The following is a 15,533-nucleotide window of genomic DNA, read 5'->3' as shown; positions in this document are numbered from 1 at the left end:
CAGCCCGGCCGGCATAGCGGCTGACGCCGGCAGGCGGCCAGCGGAGAGACTTACGGTGCCGCAAACTCCCCGAAAGGTTGTTGATGCCTGAATTACCCGTCGTCTTTGAAGTCGGCACATTTGTCGTGCTGATTGCGATCCTGATCTTCGATCTGGTGTTGGTCGCCCGCCGTCCCCATGAGCCCTCCATGAAGGAAGCCGGCCTCTGGGTCGGGTTCTACGTCACGCTGGCGCTGGTCTTCGCCGCCCTGATGTTTGTCTTCACCGGTCCGGAATACGGCGGCCAATTCGTAGCCGGATGGATCACCGAATACAGCCTCAGTATCGACAACCTGTTCGTCTTCATCATCATCATGGCCCGGTTCTCGGTGCCGCGGAAGTACCAGCAGGAAGTGCTGATGGTGGGCATCATCATCGCGCTGATCCTGCGTGGCATCTTCATTCTGGTCGGTGCCGCCGTCATCGCCAACTTCAGCTGGGTGTTCTACATCTTCGGCGCGTTCCTGCTCTACACCGCCTACAAGCAGGCCACCGATACCGGCGAGGATGTCGAGGAGACCAGCGACAACGCTTTGGTGCGGAAATTGCGCAAGGTGCTGCCGCTCTCGGAGGATTACGACGGCGCAAAGATCCGCACGGTGGTGAACGGCAAGAAGGTCTTCACCCCGATGATCATCGTTTTCGTCACCATCGGTATGACGGACCTGCTGTTCGCCGTGGATTCCATCCCCGCGATCTTCGGACTCACGCAGAGTGCATTTATCGTTTTCACGGCCAACATTTTCGCGCTGATGGGCCTGCGGCAGCTGTACTTCCTGCTGGGCGGTCTGATGACCCGGTTGATCTATCTCAAGCACGCGCTGTCGGTGATACTCGCGTTCATCGGCGTGAAGCTGATCTTCCACGCCATGCATGTGAACGAATTGCCTTTCATCAACGGCGGCCACCACATCACGTGGGTTCCGGAAATCGGCACCTTCCTGTCGCTGGGCATCATCCTGGCGACGATCGCCATTGCCACCGTCGCCAGCCTGCTCAGCCCAAAGGCACGGGCGATTAAGGCCGCCGAAGAACTGGAACAGGACGCCCAGTGGGAGCGCGGCGAGGATACTGGTTCCCGGGGGGCAGCCGGCGACGGAGATGACAACACTGACAATGCTGACAACGCTTCGCGCGAGGTGGGGGAGCACCACACCAGGGAGTAGGTTGCCGATGGCAGCGGTTCGCGGGGCGGCGCCTCGGCTGCGCCGCTGCCGTCTGCGTCAGCCGAGGTATGCGGGGCTCCCCGAATGACCGGCTGGGTGCTGCACGTCGACCTGGACCAGTTCCTGGCCGCTGTCGAGATTCTGCGCCGTCCGGAGCTGGCGGGGCGGCCCCTGGTTGTCGGCGGTCGGGGCGACCCGGCCGAACGTGCCGTGGTCTCCACGGCATCCTACGAAGCGCGCCGGTTCGGGATCCGGTCCGGAATGCCGCTGAAGATCGCCGTACGCAAGTGCCCGGATGCCGTGTTCCTGCCGGTGGACTTCCCAGTCTATGAAAAGGCGTCTGTCCAGGTGCTGCAGACCTTGCGGGAGTTTCCCGGCGCCGTGGTGGAGCCGCTCGGTTGGGACGAGGCCTTCGTCGGCTTCACGGTCGACGACCCGGTGGCCACGGCACGATCGCTGCAGGCAGCCGTACTGGCTGCCACTGGGCTGCACTGCTCGGTGGGGATCGGGGACACCAAAGTGCGTGCCAAGACCGCGACCGGTTTCGGCAAGCCGGCCGGCGTCTATATGCTGACCTCCGGCAACTGGATGGACGTGATGGGGGATCGGCCGACGACGGCGCTCTGGGGAGTGGGCAATCGCATCGCAGAGCGGCTGGCGGACCTGGGCGTCATGACCGTTCGTGAGCTCGCCGAACTGTCCCGGACGGATATGTCGGAGGGTGCTTTGGTGCGTGAGTTCGGCCCGGCCACGGGCCCGCATATTGGCCGGCTCGGACGCGGGGATGGCAGCGCCGTCGTTGATGCTGCACCGCGGATTCCTCAAGCCCACGGGCGGGAAACCACCTATCAGCAGGACCTGACCACGGCCGGGGAAGTCGCCCATGCTTTACGCGTGCTGGCCGACCAGGTGGTGGATGACATCCAGCGGGAGGGCCGTCCCTGCGCGAGGGTTCATCTGAAGGTGCGGTTTGCGCCGTTCTTCACCGTCACGAGGGTGCGCAAGCTGCCCGGGCCGACGTATGACGCCGCCGTGATTGCCCGGACGGCCCTGGCCCTGCTGCACGGGCTCGACGACGACCGGCCGATACGGTTGCTCGGCATTCGCGCGGAGATGACACCGCCGGTGGAGCCATCGGCATAGTGCCCCGCCATGCCGGCGGGAACCGCAGGTCACCGGTGCCGCGACGCCCGGCACCGCTCGAGGAGCTGCCTGAATACCCGTTCCCCGTCCTGCCGCAGGCCGTCGTGATGATACTCGGACGTTTCCCAGACCCGCAGGCCCTGCACGGCGGCGGCCGTCTGCATTGACGTGCTGTGCGGGACAAAGATGTCGTCCGCATACACGGCAGCTGCGGCGGGAACTTCATTACGCCCCAGCTGGTCCAGGTCGTACAGCGCAGGCCAGTCGTCGATGTCCGCCAGCGCCCTGGCGGTGCCGGCCAGCGGCACCAGCGCGGGGTCTTCGGTAAACAGCCAGGGATGGATCATCTCACCGGTGAACAACAGTGGATCGGCATCGGGTCCGAACTGTGGCCAATGGTGGCTTTCGTGCCATGCCGCCCATCCGGAGGAGGCCCCCTGGGCATAGATGGATTCGTGCATCAGCGCGTACAGCGGATTCGCGGCGAAGCTGAGGATCGATCCGGCCTGGTGCAGGAATCCATCCGATAACCGTGGCCCGGCCGCGGTGTCTACGAAAGGATCCTCCAACAGGAAGTGGAGCTCGTGGACGCGGGCATTGCCGCCCAGCAGCATGCCCAGCATCTGGAAGCGACGGACCGACAATCGCTCACCGGTGGGGAGGTATTCGGGAACGCGTTCCACGTGGGCGGCGATCCGCAGGGCAGCAGCCACATCCTGCGGGTACCAGCCGTAGAATTCCTCGTTCCGCGCCTGGACTGCGGCATAGGTTTCCCGGTAGACGTCGGCCGCCGTTCCGGCGACCGGTCCGAGCCCGCCGGTGATCATCGTTTCACGGAGCCCGTGCGGCGCAGCCGAAAGGTAGGTCAGGGCGCAGAAGCCGCCGAAGCTTTGGCCCAGAATGCTCCACGGCCCGGATCCCAGCGCCGTGCGGATCAGTTCCGCGTCAGCCACGATAGAGTCGGCGCGGAAATGCCGCAGGAACTGCACCTGCTCCTCGACGCCGCCCCGCGTTGGCAGCGTCTGCCGGTTCACCGGGCTGGACCGACCGGTTCCCCGCTGGTCCAGCAGCAGCACCCGGAAATGCTTCAAGGCTTCTTTCAACCAGCCGCTCAGCTCCAGCGGCCGGTTCGCGGCCATCCCGGGTCCGCCCTGCAGATAGAGCAGCCAGGGCGCGTCCTCCAGCGCCGTGTCAGGGAAGCGTCCCGGGTCCACTGCTTCGCGGGCGAAGATCCGCAGTGATTCGCCCTGCGGGGTCCCATGGTTGAGCGGGACATCGAACTGATGATCCGTCAGCCGCATCCCGGCGCGGTCAACGGTGCTTATCATCCGGTGTGCTGCGGTTGCTGAACCCATGGTCCGAGCCTACCGGTGTGGTCGCGCCGGGCCAGTGTGGCCGCCCATTACACCGTCTGCAAGGGTCCGACGTCGGTGACCCGGACGACGGCGGCACCTGCCTCGTTGGATGCGGCAAGATCCACCTCGGCGCTGATACCCCAGTCGTGGTCACCGGCCGGATCATCGAATATCTGGCGGACCAACCACTTATCGCTGCCCTCGGTGATGCTCAGCAACGCCGGACCGCGGGCCTCGGCGCCGGTTCCGATATCCTCATACTCATCCCAATAGTCGTCCAAGGCATCCGCCCACCGGTCTGTGGCCCACCCGGAGTCCTGGTCCATGGCTCCCAGCGCATCCACGTCATCGAGAGCGGCCAGCTCCACCCGGCGGAACAATTCATTGCGGACCATCACCCTGAAGGCCCTGACATTCGACGTCAACGCCGGCGGTCCGGCCGGAAGGCTGTCCGGGCGGGGCACGTCTTCGGCGGTCGTGGCGGCGCCAGAGGTTAGTTGCTCCCATTCGTCCAGCAGGCTGGAGTCCACCTGCCGCACCAGCTCACCCAACCAGGCAATGAGATCCTGAAGGTCCTCCCGCAGTGCCTCGACGGGCACGGTCTGGCGCAGCGCCTTGTACCCGTCAGCGAGGTAGCGCAGCACAATGCCCTCGGACCGGGCCAGCTGGTGGAAGGCCACGAACTCGCCGAAGTTCATCGCCCGCTCGTACATGTCACGGATGATTGATTTGGGCGACAGTTCGAAGTCCGCGACCCAGGGCGCCCCCTGGCGATAGACGTCGAAGGCCTGGAACAGCAGTTCGGCCAGCGGCTGCGGATACGTCACCTCCTCCAGCGCATTCATCCGTTCCTCGTACTCCATGCCTTCGGCCTTCATCGACGCGACGGCGTCGCCACGGGCTTTGAACTCCTGGGCGCGCAGGATTTGGCGCGGCTGGTCCAGCGTCGCCTCAATAACGGACAAGACGTCGAGGGCATAGGAAGCGGACTGCGGATCAAGCAGCTCCAGGCTGGCCAGCGCAAAGGGGGAGAGAGGCTGGTTCAGCGCGAAGTTCTCCTGCAGATGCGTGGTCAGCCGGACCGTGCGCCCGGACGGTTCAGGCTCGGACATCCGTTCCACCACACCGGCGTTGAGCAACTCCCGGAAGATGGCGAGTGCCTTGAGCATCAGCCGCCGCTGGGCGGGGCGGTTTTCATGGTTGGCGGTCAGCAGCCGGCGGGCCGCCGTGAACGGGTTGCCCGGGCGCTCCAGCAGGTTCAGCAGCATCGAATGTGTGACCGTGAAGCTGGAGGTCAGCGGCTCCGGCGGCGATTCGACCAGCCGCTCAAAGGTCGGCTTGCCCCAGGAGACAAAGCCCGACGACGGCTTCTTCTTCACCACCTGCCGCAGCTTCTTTGAATCATCCCCGAACTTCGCCTTGGCTTTCGCCATCGCCTTGGCATTTTCCACCACATGCTCGGGAGCCTGTACGACGACAGTGCCGGCCGCGTCGTACCCGGCCCTGCCGGCCCGGCCGGCGACCTGGTGGAATTCCCGCGCGGACAGCAACCGGGTCCTCACGCCGTCGTACTTGCTCAGCGCTGTCAACAGCACGGTGCGGATCGGCACATTAATGCCGACGCCGAGGGTATCGGTGCCGCAGATGACCTTCAGCAGCCCCGCCTGCGCCAGCTGTTCCACCAGCCTGCGGTACTTGGGCAGCATCCCGGCATGGTGTACCCCGATGCCGTGACGCACCAGCCGGCTCAGGGCCTTGCCGAAACCGGCCGCGAACCGGAAGTCGCCGATGAGCTCGGCAATCTGGTCCTTCTCGTCGCGGGTGCACATGTTGATACTCATCAAATGCTGCGCGCGCTCGATCGCCTCGAGCTGGCTGAAGTGGACCACATACACCGGTGCCTGCCGGGTGGCCAGCAACTCCTCCAGCGATTCGTGCACCGTGGTCTCGACGTAGTAAAAATGCAGCGGGACCGGCCGTTCGGCGGAACTGACGGTGGCGGTGGATTTGCCGGTCAGCTCCGTCAGCGTGTCCTCGAACCGGCTGACATCGCCGAGGGTGGCCGACATCAGCAGGAACTGGGCCTGCGGAAGCTCCAGCAGCGGCACCTGCCAGGCCCACCCGCGCTGCGGGTCCGAATAGAAGTGGAACTCGTCCATGATCACCGTGCCCAGCGTGGCTTCGGCACCCTCGCGCAGCGCAATATTGGCGAGGATCTCGGCCGTGCAGCAGATGATGGGCGCATCCCGGTTGACCGCGGTGTCGCCGGTCACCATGCCGACGTTGTCCGCGCCGAACACGGAACACAGCGCGAAGAACTTCTCCGAGACCAGCGCCTTGATCGGAGCCGTGTAATAGCTCCGCTGCCCGGTGGCCAGGGCGTGGAAGTGCGCTGCCACGGCCACCAGCGACTTGCCGGAACCGGTGGGCGTGGCCAGGATGACGTTCGCGCCGGTGACCAGCTCCATCACCGCCTCGTCCTGGGCTGCGTACAATTCGAGGCCTTGAGCCTCGTTCCATTCCAGGAAGGAGGTATAGACGTCATCGGGCATCGGTGCGGTGCCCGTGCCCGGGGCGGGGAGGCGGTCAGCTAAGTTCATCCATTCCAGCGTATCGGGCCGCCAGTAAGGTGGAGCCATGAAATGGGATCCAGAGCAGTACGCAATGTTCGGCGACTATCGCGACCGCCCCTTTTTCGACCTCACCGACCGCATTTCAGCCACTGCCCCTCAGACGGTGGTGGATCTCGGCTGTGGTCCGGGCAACCTGACCGTGGCGCTGGCCAACCGCTGGCCGCGTGCCAACGTGCTCGGTGTCGACGCATCGCAGCGGATGATCGCTCGCGCCCAGGCGGCGCACGATACGCCCAATGTCCGGTTCGAGCAGGCCGATGTGCGCGATTGGCGGGCGATCGGGGCCGACGTCGTCGTCTCCAATGCGTTGCTGCAATGGGTTCCCGGGCATGACCGGCTGCTCACTCGCTGGCTGGGGGAGCTGGGACGCGGAGCGTGGTTCGCGTTGCAGGTGCCCGGCAACTTCGATGCGCCGTCCCATGCGCTGATGCGGGAACTGGCGGCTTCTGTGCGGTGGTCGGGGCAATTGGGGGCAGTGCTGCGCGGCAGTGACGCCGTCGCCGGCCCGGAAGAGTACCTGCAGCTGATGCTCGACGCCGGTTTCAGCACCGATGCCTGGGAGACCACCTACCTGCAGCTGCTGCAGGGGGAGGACCCGGTGCTGGACTGGGTCCGGGGCACGGGCCTGCGACCGGTACTGGAAGTCCTCAATAATGACGACGCCGGGCAGTTCGAATCCGAATATGCGGCCGCATTGCGGCAGGCCTATCCCCGCGGGGAACACGGGACCGTCTTCCCCTTCCGCCGGATCTTTTGCGTCGGGAGGAAGCGCTGACGGCTTGGTCCGTCGCGGGTACGGTGGGACTGGAAGGAACGGCGCGCGCCGCGGCGACCACGGGCGAGAGGGCGGATCATGGAAGATCTCGAAAACATGCCGGACGACTGGACCAGGGCGCTGCTCATCATGGCCCACCCGGATGATGCCGAGTACGGGGCCGGGGCGGCAGTGGCCGAATGGACCGCTGCCGGCAAAGAAGTCGCTTACGTGCTCGCTTCGAAGGGGGAAGCCGGCATTGCGCCGCTGCCGCCGGCGGAGTCGGCACGTGTGCGGGAAGCGGAACAGCGGCGCGCCTGCGAAGCGGTTGGCGTCGACGACCTGACGTTCCTGGGCTACCCGGACGGGCGGATCGAGCAGTCGCTGGCGTTGCGCAGGGATTTTGCCCGGGAGATCCGGCGGTTCAAACCGCATCTGGTGATCACCCTGAACCACCATGACACCTGGGCCCCTGGAGCGTGGAACAGCGCCGACCACCGGGCGGTCGGGCGGTCCGTCCTGGATGCCGCGGCCGATGCCTCAAACGCCTGGATATTCGAAGAGCTCAAAGTTGACGGGTTTGCGCCCTGGGACGGCGTGCGCTGGGTGGCCGTGATGTCCATGCAGCCGACCCACGTCACACCGGTATCCGCGGACAGCGTCGCCCGTGCAGTTGATTCGCTGGCTGAACATGAACAGTATCTGCAGGCCTTGAGCAGTGATCCCGTCCGGGAGCAGGCGCAACGCCAGGTGGACATGGTCACCGGCGGTGATCCTGACCAGGCCCGGGTGGCGTTCGAGCTCTACAACCTCTAGCTCCGGCGGCCGCACCGCTTTTAGCGGCCCCGCAGTGTCTTAGGGGTGACTTGGCGGTGTCTGAGTGGTGTCTCAGCCGCCCGTGGTTACCAGCCGCGTTCTTTCCACTCGCCCAGATGGGGCCTTTCGGCGCCCACAGTGGTCGAGGTGCCGTGGCCGGGGTGGACCACCGTATCGTCGTCGAGAACATCGAAGACCCGGCTGACGGCGTCGTTGTACAGCGACTCGAAACGGTCCGGGTCCTGCTGCGTGTTGCCCAGGCCTCCCGGAAAGAGGGAGTCACCGCTGAAGAGGTGGTCGGGGCCGTGCGGATCCCGGTACAGGAACGCGACCGAGCCGGGGGTATGGCCACGCAACTTGATGGCCTCCAGCGAAAAGCCATCGAACTGGCCCACGTCACCATGCTCCAACAGCACGTCGGTCGGAATGGGGAGGTCAGGAGCATCCTCACTGCCGGCGGCCGTGCGGGCCTGGGTCACCTGATGGACCTTGCCCAAAGCCTGCACATGGTCATGGTGGGAATGCGTCGTGGCGATCAACACCAAGTGAGCCGCCGGGCTGTCGTTTTTTCCGGTGTCAATCAGGTCGAGTACGGCGTCAGCCTCGTTGGCGGCGTCGATGAGGACCTGATCACCTGAGGACTTGGAGGTCAACAGGTAGACGTTGTTATCCATAGGTCCGACGGAGATGCTTCGGATGGTGATTTCAGCCAAGTCGTACATGCCCCCAGCATAGCGGCCTTGTCAGCAACAGTTGCGTGAGGCAACAATTGCCATTGGCGGGACGTGCCGCCCACTGACGCTGCATGCCAGAATGTCATTGTGCCGGCACGGTATGGATCCGCCGGTGCCGGGGAGAGGAAGGTGCGTATGGCAGCAGAGGCGAAAAGCCGGGATAAGGTACTGCAATGGCTCGTTGTCGACGCATCGGCCGCGACGCCGCCCTATGAGCAAATTCGCGGCGGGATCGCTGAGGCCATCCATACCGGCCGGCTGCCCGCAGGCACAAAGTTGCCGGCAGTTCGCGCGCTCGCGGGACGGCTGTCGCTGGCCGTCAATACCGTCGCCCGCGCTTACCGTGAACTCGAACACGCAGAGCTCGTCCACACGCGCTCGCGGGCCGGGACCGTGGTGTCACCGGGAACAGATGAGGGTCGCAAACGGTTGACGCGGGCAGCGGCGGCCTACGCCGATGTCGTCCGCAGCCAAGGTGCCACCGGCGCCGAAGCAGTGGCGTTGCTGAAGGCAGCGTTGCAGCGGGAGGGGTACGACGCGTGAGCGGCCGGCGATAAACTGGGACCACCAAGGTGCGGATCGAGCGCGGAAGCGGCATGGTCCGCCCGCATTGGTGTGTCGTATGATGTATTCGAACTGATTTTCGATTAGAGTGAGTGCGTGCCAAAAGCAATGACAGCGCCGGCGCCTGCCGGTTCCACATATTCAGCTGCTGATCTATCCCGCCTCGTGGTTAAGGGTGCGCGGGAGCACAACCTGCAGAACGTTCATCTTGACCTGCCGCGGGACGCCATCATCGTGTTCACCGGACTCTCCGGCTCCGGCAAGTCATCGCTGGCCTTCGACACCATCTTCGCCGAAGGGCAGCGTCGCTACGTCGAGTCGTTGTCAGCCTACGCCCGGCAATTCCTCGGCCAGGTCGACAAGCCGGACGTGGATTTTATCGAGGGGCTGTCCCCCGCGGTGTCGATCGACCAGAAATCCACCAGCAGGAATCCTCGCTCGACCGTCGGCACCATCACCGAAATCTACGATTACATGCGCCTGCTGTGGGCACGGGTCGGCCGGCCGCACTGTCCGGTGTGCGGCGAGCCAGTGACAAAGCAGACGCCGCAGCAGATCGTGGACCAGCTGCTGGAGTTGCCCGAGCGCACCCGCTTCCAGGTGCTGGCCCCCGTGGTGCGCGGCCGCAAAGGCGAATTCGTCGACTTGTTCGCCGAGCTCTCCTCCAAGGGCTACTCCCGTGCGCGGGTGGACGGGGAACTGGTCCAGCTCTCCGAACCACCGAAACTGGGGAAGCAGTACAAGCATTCCATCGAAGTGGTCGTCGACCGGTTGGTCAGCAAGGAAGGAATCCGGCAGCGGCTGACCGACTCCGTCGAAACCGCCCTCGGTCTGGCCGAGGGGCGGGTGCTGGTGGACTTCGTCGATCTCGACGCCGATGCGCCGGGGCGGACCCGCCCGTTTTCCGAGAATCTGGCGTGCCCCAATGAGCATCCGCTGGCCATCGACGAGATCGAACCCCGGTCCTTTTCCTTCAACAATCCCTTTGGCGCCTGTCCGGCCTGCACGGGTATTGGTTCCAAGCTCGAAGTTGACGAGGACCTGGTGGTGCCCAATCCGGAGATGTCGCTGGCCGAAGGAGCCATCGCCCCCTGGGCGCTGGGGACGGCGACGCTGCAGTACTGGACACGGCTGCTGAGCGGCCTGTCGAACGAACTGGGTTTCTCCATGGACGACCCGTGGCGCAAGTTGCCGGACCGGGCCCGCGAAGCGGCGCTGTACGGCAAAGACCATAAGGTCGTCGTCCAATACCGGAACCGGTTCGGGCGCGAACGGAAGTACAGCACCGGGTTCGAGGGCGCGGTTCAATACATCCAGCGGAAGCACCTGGAGACAGAGTCGGACCACGCCAGGGACCGGTACGAGCAGTACATGCGCGAGACTCCCTGCCCGGAATGTGGCGGTGCGCGGCTGAATCCGGCATCGCTGTCGGTGCTGATTAATGGCAAGTCCATCGCTGAAGTGTCGGCCATGCCGATGCGCGAATGTGCAGCGTTCCTGAACTCCCTGTCGTTGACCGACCGTGAAACACAGATCGCCCACCAGGTGCTGATCGAAATTCAGGCACGGCTGAACTTCCTGCTCGATGTCGGCCTCGACTACCTGAATCTGGAACGGGCCGCCGGTACGCTTTCCGGCGGCGAGGCACAGCGCATCCGGCTGGCCACCCAGATCGGCTCCGGGCTGGTCGGCGTGCTGTACGTGCTGGACGAGCCGTCCATCGGCCTGCACCAGCGTGACAACCGGCGGCTGATCGATACGCTGACCCGGCTGCGCGACCTGGGCAACACGCTCATCGTCGTCGAGCATGACGAAGACACCATCCAGCATGCTGACTGGATCGTGGACATCGGCCCCGGCGCCGGCGAACACGGCGGCCAAGTCGTCCACTCCGGAACGTACACCGACCTGCTGGAGAACAAACAGTCGCTCACCGGCGACTATCTGGCCGGACGTAAAGAGATCGGGGTTCCGGAACGCCGGCGCAAAGCCGACAAGAGCCGCCGGCTCAAGGTCGTCGGTGCGTATGAGCACAACCTGCGCAATGTCGAGGCGACGTTCCCGCTGGGACTGTTCACCGCCGTGACCGGCGTCAGCGGGTCGGGGAAGTCCACGCTGGTCAATGACATCCTGTACAAGTCGCTGGCCAATAAGCTCAACGGCGCCAAGCAGGTCGCCGGGCGCCACCGGAAGATCGAGGGCCTGGAACACCTGGACAAGATCATCCACGTGGACCAGAGCCCCATCGGCCGCACTCCCCGTTCCAATCCCGCCACCTACACCGGCGTGTTCGATCACATCCGCAAGCTCTTCGCGGAAACCACCGAGGCGAAGGTCCGCGGGTATTTGCCGGGCCGCTTCTCCTTCAACGTCAAGGGCGGCCGGTGCGAAGCTTGTTCGGGCGATGGCACCTTGAAGATCGAAATGAACTTCCTGCCCGATGTGTACGTGCCGTGCGAGGTGTGCCACGGCGCCCGGTACAACCGGGAGACGCTTGAGGTCCATTACAAGGGCAAGACGATTGCCGACGTGCTGGAGATGTCGATCGAGGACGGGGCGGAATTCTTCGCGGCCTTTGCGCCAATTGCCCGGCACCTCAGGACACTTGTCGACGTCGGCCTGGGCTACGTCCGCCTGGGGCAACCGGCCACGACGCTGTCCGGCGGCGAGGCGCAGCGGGTCAAGCTGGCCAGTGAGCTGCAGAAACGGTCGAATGGCCGCAGCATCTACGTGCTGGATGAACCGACGACGGGGCTGCATTTCGAGGACATCCGGAAGCTGCTCAATGTGCTGCAGAGCCTGGTGGACAAGGGCAACACCGTCATCATCATTGAACATAACCTGGACGTGATCAAGAGCGCGGACTGGGTGGTGGACCTGGGCCCGGGAGGCGGTTCCGGCGGCGGACAAATCGTCGCATCGGGCACGCCCGAACAGGTGGCGACCATAGATGCCAGCCATACCGGCACCTTCCTGGCCGGAGTTCTCGACTGATATATGCTGTCGCCGGAATGCGAGTGGACGGTGATTCTTGCTGATTTTTAGTGATTTTTGCGGGTCTGCCGGCTCGTGAGAAACTAAGCCGTCAGTCAGACGAGGCCAAGGAGGAGACGGCGTGGCGGTATACGATCTGTCGCGCTCCACCACTCGGGCAATGATCCGGAGTATGTGCCGGCCGACCATCTCCGGAATGGAGAATTTTCCGTCCTCTGGTCCCGTCATCGTCGCCCCCAACCACCTGTCCTTTTTCGACAGCGTCATTGTGCAGGCCCTGATGCCCCGCAAGGTGGCTTTCTTCGCCAAGGCGGAATACTTTACGTCCAAGGGCCCCAAGGGTGTGCTGTGGCGGTGGTTCTTTAATGGGGTTGGATCGGTTCCGGTGGAGCGCGGAGAGCAAGCGGCAAGCGTCGCTGCGCTGAAGACGGCACTGGAAATCCTCGACAATGGTGATTCATTCGGCATTTATCCGGAAGGAACCAGGTCGCGTGACGGCATGCTCTACCGTGGACGCACCGGCGTCGGCTGGCTGGCGCTGACCACCGGGGCGCCTGTGGTTCCCGTCGGGCTGATCGGCACAGAGAAGCTGCAACCTGCCGGCCGGATGATGGCCAGGCCCCGACACTTCACCATGAAGATCGGTGCCCCTCTGTACTTCGACAAGGTCGGTCCCGACCACTCGCTGCCGGCCCGACGGTCCACCACCGACGAGATCATGGATGCCATCGCGGCATTGACCGGCCAGCAACGGGCGGCAACCTACAACAAAAGCTGACCTGACATCGCGAGCGGCCTGACGCCTCCGCCGATGCGGTGTTGGCCGTGCAGCATCACTAGGATGGAATTGTGGCAGACCCAGCAAGTTACCGCCCCTCCACAGGCGAAATTCCGACGAATCCGGGTGTTTACCGTTTCAGGGACGAACACCGGCGGGTGATCTATGTCGGAAAGGCGAAGAACCTCCGGTCGAGGTTGAATTCGTACTTCGCCAGTCCGCGGGGGCTGATGCCCAAGACCCGCGCCATGGTGTTCACGGCGGCAAGCGTCGAGTGGACGGTGGTCCGCAGCGAATACGAAGCGCTGCAGCTCGAGTTCACCTGGATCAAGGAGTTCAATCCACGCTTCAACATTGCCTTCCGGGACGACAAGTCGTATCCGTACCTGGCAGTGACGATGGGGGAGAAGTATCCCCGCGTGCAGGTGATGCGCGGAGACCGGAACAAGGGGACCCGCTACTTCGGCCCCTACAGCCAGGTGTGGGCCATCAGGGAAACGGTCGATACGCTGCTGCGCGTCTTTCCGGTCCGCACCTGCAGCAATGGAGTGTTCAACCGGGCCCAGCGCAGCGGGCGGCCGTGCCTGCTGGGATACATCGACAAGTGCTCCGCCCCCTGCGTTGGCCGGATTTCGCCGGAGGACCACCAGGCGCTTGCCGCGGAATTCTGCTCGTTCATGAATGGACAGGCAAAGCAGTTCATCAGCGGCCTGGAAGAGCAGATGGCGGAGGCCGTCGCCGAGCTCGACTACGAACGGGCGGCCAAACTGCGCGACGACGTGGCAGCACTGCGGAAGGTATTCGAACGGCAGGCCGTCGTGCTGGGCGAAGATACTGATGCCGACATTTTCGCGCTCAGCGGGGATGAGCTGGAAGCCGCCGTCCAGGTGTTCCACGTGCGGGGCGGCAGGATTCGCGGACAGCGCGGCTGGGTCGTGGAAAAGGTCGAGGACGCCTCCGAGGCCGATCTCATCGAGCACCTGATCCAGCAGGTGTATGGTGAGGCCACCCGGGCCAGCGAGAAGATCCCACGCCAGATTCTGGTCCCCGAACTGCCGGCGAATGCTCCCGAACTGAGTCAGTGGCTGCGCGACCTGCGAGGTTCAAAGGTTGACGTGAAGGTTCCGCAGCGCGGTGACAAAGCGGCACTGCAGCGGACGGTCCATGAAAATGCGGAGCATGCCTTGAAGCTGCACAAGTCCCGCCGTGCCGGAGACCTGACCACCAGGTCCGCGGCCCTGCAGGAACTGCAGGAGGCGCTGGAAGTACCCGTCCCGTTGATGCGGATTGAGTGCTTCGATATTTCCCATGTGTCCGGAACCAACGTGGTGGGGTCCATGGTGGTGGTCGAGGACGGGCTGCCGAGGAAAACCGAATACCGGAAGTTCTCCGTCACCGGCGACGCGGCACGGGACGACACGGCTTCCATGTACGACGTGGTCACCAGACGGTTCCGGAACTACCTGTCGGAGAAGGAAGCCTCTTCTGAAAGCGTCGGCACCGCTGACACTGCGGATAATGCTGGCACGGCCGGCACTGCGGAAATCGCCGCCGGCCAGCACCCGGCGGCGGGAACGAGGCAGCAGGCCGGGCATCCATCCGGAGCAGGCGATGAGGCACGGATGGACACGACGACGTCCACCCCCACGGGCAAGTTCGCCTACCCGCCCAACCTCGTCGTCGTCGACGGCGGTCCGCCACAAGTTGCCGCGGCCAGCCAGGCACTCGACGACCTGGGCATTGAGGACGTGTACGTCATCGGCCTCGCGAAGCGGCTGGAAGAAGTATGGGTTCCGCACAGCGACTTCCCCGTGATCCTGCCGCGTGCTTCCCAGGCCTTGTTCCTGTTGCAGCGCGTTCGTGATGAGGCGCACCGGTTTGCTATCACGTTCCACCGGCAGAAGCGTGGCAAGGCGATGACGACGTCGGCCCTGGACTCCATCGCCGGCCTTGGCCCGGCCAAGCGGAAGGCGCTGCTGAAGCACTTCGGATCGGTCAAGAAGATCAAACAGGCGGATCCGGAGCAGCTGCAGGAAGCCCAGGGGATCGGGCCGGCCCTGGCGGAGACCATCTACGGGCAGCTGTCCGGCGGCTCATCCGGGCCGAATGAAGGCGCCCGGGACGAGGCCGCCCGGGATGAGGGGGCGGGCCCGGAGGAGACGGCGGCAGCGCAGGGCGATCCGGCCCCGCACGGTGTGAACATGACCACCGGGGAGATCCTCGATCCCTGACCGAGTCAAGGTCAGGGAGCCGGATAAAAGGCCCGGGAGTGCCGGATCCTAGGGCCAACGAGTGCCGGATCGGGGCCGGTCGCGGCAGGGAGCGTGATCGAGGCCCGGGAGAGGAGATTTGCTCCGCTTTGGGACATTTGACCGGCGGCGCCGCCGGTCAAATGTCCCAAAGCGGAGCATTCCGGCGATGGGTGGGCGTGACGGCCCCTCGCGCTAGCGCCGTCGCGCTACCCCAACCACGAAAAGCGTGTGCTTGGGGCCCCTCGCGCTAGGCTTGGGGGAGAGAAGGCAATGAAGACTGTGCCGGAGGCACTAACAGGACGGGG

Annotated in this window: 11 protein-coding genes; 8 read left to right on the top strand and 3 right to left on the bottom strand. The window is 64.7% G+C overall.

Annotated elements, in window-relative coordinates; all coding sequences use genetic code 11:
- The first annotated feature begins 83 nt into the window (after positions 1-83).
- Together H535_RS23345 and H535_RS0104010 are read left to right on the top strand one after the other, a co-directional pair.
- Positions 84-1,205, top strand: coding sequence for a TerC family protein (locus H535_RS23345; RefSeq protein ID WP_081416424.1), 1,122 nt, complete (start codon positions 84-86; stop codon positions 1,203-1,205).
- Between the two features lie 84 nt (positions 1,206-1,289).
- Positions 1,290-2,348, top strand: a complete 1,059-nt coding sequence (locus tag H535_RS0104010; protein WP_026818531.1) for a DNA polymerase IV — start codon at positions 1,290-1,292, stop codon at positions 2,346-2,348.
- A gap of 29 nt (positions 2,349-2,377) precedes the next feature.
- On the opposite strand, the gene H535_RS0104005 is transcribed toward H535_RS0104010, so the two are convergent.
- Together H535_RS0104005 and H535_RS0104000 are read right to left on the bottom strand one after the other, a co-directional pair.
- Positions 2,378-3,703, bottom strand: a complete 1,326-nt coding sequence (locus tag H535_RS0104005) for an alpha/beta fold hydrolase (protein WP_026818530.1) — start codon at positions 3,701-3,703, stop codon at positions 2,378-2,380.
- A 47-nt stretch (positions 3,704-3,750) separates the two neighbouring features.
- The gene (locus H535_RS0104000) at positions 3,751-6,303 is read right to left on the bottom strand and encodes a DEAD/DEAH box helicase (protein WP_026818529.1); all 2,553 of its coding nucleotides are present in this window, start codon (positions 6,301-6,303) and stop codon (positions 3,751-3,753) included.
- A gap of 37 nt (positions 6,304-6,340) precedes the next feature.
- Between H535_RS0104000 and H535_RS0103995 the strand changes: the two genes are divergently transcribed.
- Positions 6,341-7,111, top strand: a complete 771-nt coding sequence (locus H535_RS0103995; protein ID WP_026818528.1) for a trans-aconitate 2-methyltransferase — start codon at positions 6,341-6,343, stop codon at positions 7,109-7,111.
- A 78-nt stretch (positions 7,112-7,189) separates the two neighbouring features.
- The gene (locus H535_RS0103990; RefSeq protein WP_035768227.1) at positions 7,190-7,906 is read left to right on the top strand and encodes a PIG-L deacetylase family protein; all 717 of its coding nucleotides are present in this window, start codon (positions 7,190-7,192) and stop codon (positions 7,904-7,906) included.
- 86 nt (positions 7,907-7,992) lie between these two features.
- Here H535_RS0103990 and H535_RS0103985 read toward each other — a convergent pair whose 3' ends face one another.
- Positions 7,993-8,628, bottom strand: coding sequence for an MBL fold metallo-hydrolase (locus H535_RS0103985; protein ID WP_026818526.1), 636 nt, complete (start codon positions 8,626-8,628; stop codon positions 7,993-7,995).
- Between the two features lie 147 nt (positions 8,629-8,775).
- Between H535_RS0103985 and H535_RS0103980 the strand changes: the two genes are divergently transcribed.
- The 4 genes from H535_RS0103980 to uvrC all read left to right on the top strand — a co-directional run bounded on the left by H535_RS0103980 (position 8,776) and on the right by uvrC (position 15,207).
- Complete coding sequence (locus H535_RS0103980) at positions 8,776-9,183, top strand: GntR family transcriptional regulator (protein ID WP_051298470.1); 408 nt, start codon at positions 8,776-8,778, stop codon at positions 9,181-9,183.
- A 129-nt stretch (positions 9,184-9,312) separates the two neighbouring features.
- On the top strand, positions 9,313-12,198 hold the full coding sequence (gene uvrA, locus H535_RS0103975; protein WP_035768225.1) for an excinuclease ABC subunit UvrA: 2,886 nt from the start codon (positions 9,313-9,315) through the stop codon (positions 12,196-12,198).
- A gap of 121 nt (positions 12,199-12,319) precedes the next feature.
- Positions 12,320-12,976 carry a lysophospholipid acyltransferase family protein gene (locus tag H535_RS0103970; protein ID WP_026818523.1) on the top strand — a complete coding sequence of 219 codons (657 nt, stop codon included), beginning with the start codon at positions 12,320-12,322 and terminating at the stop codon, positions 12,974-12,976.
- 71 nt (positions 12,977-13,047) lie between these two features.
- Positions 13,048-15,207 (top strand): excinuclease ABC subunit UvrC, encoded by a 2,160-nt coding sequence (gene uvrC / locus H535_RS0103965; RefSeq protein ID WP_026818522.1) that lies wholly within the window; start codon positions 13,048-13,050, stop codon positions 15,205-15,207.
- The last annotated feature ends 326 nt before the right edge of the window (positions 15,208-15,533 follow it).

Source organism: Arthrobacter castelli DSM 16402 (assembly GCF_000430705.1).
Taxonomy (GTDB): domain Bacteria; phylum Actinomycetota; class Actinomycetes; order Actinomycetales; family Micrococcaceae; genus Arthrobacter_C; species Arthrobacter_C castelli.
The sequence above is the reverse complement of the archived record's forward strand: the minus strand, read 5'-3'. Positions and strand labels throughout refer to the sequence as shown.

Coding starts and splice junctions, on each gene's coding strand:
- H535_RS23345 (WP_081416424.1), top strand. CDS start 84: ATGCCTGAATTACCCGTCGTCTTTGAAGTCGGCACATTTGTCGTGCTG.
- H535_RS0104010 (WP_026818531.1), top strand. CDS start 1,290: ATGACCGGCTGGGTGCTGCACGTCGACCTGGACCAGTTCCTGGCCGCT.
- H535_RS0104005 (WP_026818530.1), bottom strand. CDS start 3,703: ATGGGTTCAGCAACCGCAGCACACCGGATGATAAGCACCGTTGACCGC.
- H535_RS0104000 (WP_026818529.1), bottom strand. CDS start 6,303: ATGAACTTAGCTGACCGCCTCCCCGCCCCGGGCACGGGCACCGCACCG.
- H535_RS0103995 (WP_026818528.1), top strand. CDS start 6,341: ATGAAATGGGATCCAGAGCAGTACGCAATGTTCGGCGACTATCGCGAC.
- H535_RS0103990 (WP_035768227.1), top strand. CDS start 7,190: ATGGAAGATCTCGAAAACATGCCGGACGACTGGACCAGGGCGCTGCTC.
- H535_RS0103985 (WP_026818526.1), bottom strand. CDS start 8,628: ATGTACGACTTGGCTGAAATCACCATCCGAAGCATCTCCGTCGGACCT.
- H535_RS0103980 (WP_051298470.1), top strand. CDS start 8,776: ATGGCAGCAGAGGCGAAAAGCCGGGATAAGGTACTGCAATGGCTCGTT.
- uvrA (WP_035768225.1), top strand. CDS start 9,313: ATGACAGCGCCGGCGCCTGCCGGTTCCACATATTCAGCTGCTGATCTA.